This window comes from Arthrobacter sp. K410C (genome assembly GCF_059090105.1).
Genome location: NZ_JBNHFJ010000050.1, coordinates 1 through 832, shown reverse-complemented (window position 1 = coordinate 832; position 832 = coordinate 1). Strand labels below are relative to the sequence as shown.

The window sequence follows — 832 nt, the reverse complement described above, 5'->3', positions numbered from 1 at the left end:
GACCGGACCGCCGCAGAAATGTGGTTTCCCCTTTGGGGCTGGTTTACAGGTGGTGCATGGTTGTCGTCAGCTCGTGTCGTGAGATGTTGGGTTAAGTCCCGCAACGAGCGCAACCCTCGTTCTATGTTGCCAGCACGTGATGGTGGGGACTCATAGGAGACTGCCGGGGTCAACTCGGAGGAAGGTGGGGACGACGTCAAATCATCATGCCCCTTATGTCTTGGGCTTCACGCATGCTACAATGGCCGGTACAAAGGGTTGCGATACTGTGAGGTGGAGCTAATCCCAAAAAGCCGGTCTCAGTTCGGATTGGGGTCTGCAACTCGACCCCATGAAGTCGGAGTCGCTAGTAATCGCAGATCAGCAACGCTGCGGTGAATACGTTCCCGGGCCTTGTACACACCGCCCGTCAAGTCACGAAAGTTGGTAACACCCGAAGCCGGTGGCCTAACCCCTTGTGGGAGGGAGCCGTCGAAGGTGGGACTGGCGATTGGGACTAAGTCGTAACAAGGTAGCCGTACCGGAAGGTGCGGCTGGATCACCTCCTTTCTAAGGAGCCCCTCACAACTGCCCGTCCCGGGCGAATGTCCGGGTGTGGTGTTGTCAGGAGTACTGCCCGTAGCACGGACGTATGTTTCGTGGCGGGTGCTCATGGGTGGAATATCAACAAATAGGTGCCTGGTGGCACGGATCATTTTTGCTAGTACGGGCCGGCTCTTTGCGAGTTGGTTCAGGAACGTTGTGTGGTCTGGTCTGCCGGGTAGTGTTTGGCACACTGTTGGGTCCTGAGGCAACAGGACCAGGGGATGGCCGGTCATGGTTTGTGCTGTGG

1 rRNA gene is annotated in these 832 nt (G+C 57.3%); it reads left to right on the top strand.

Going from position 1 to position 832, the window contains the following annotated elements:
- Positions 1–549: ribosomal RNA gene (locus AC5RU7_RS21015) — 16S ribosomal RNA — on the top strand; the annotation flags it as partial.
- Between the last annotated feature and the right edge of the window lie 283 nt (positions 550–832).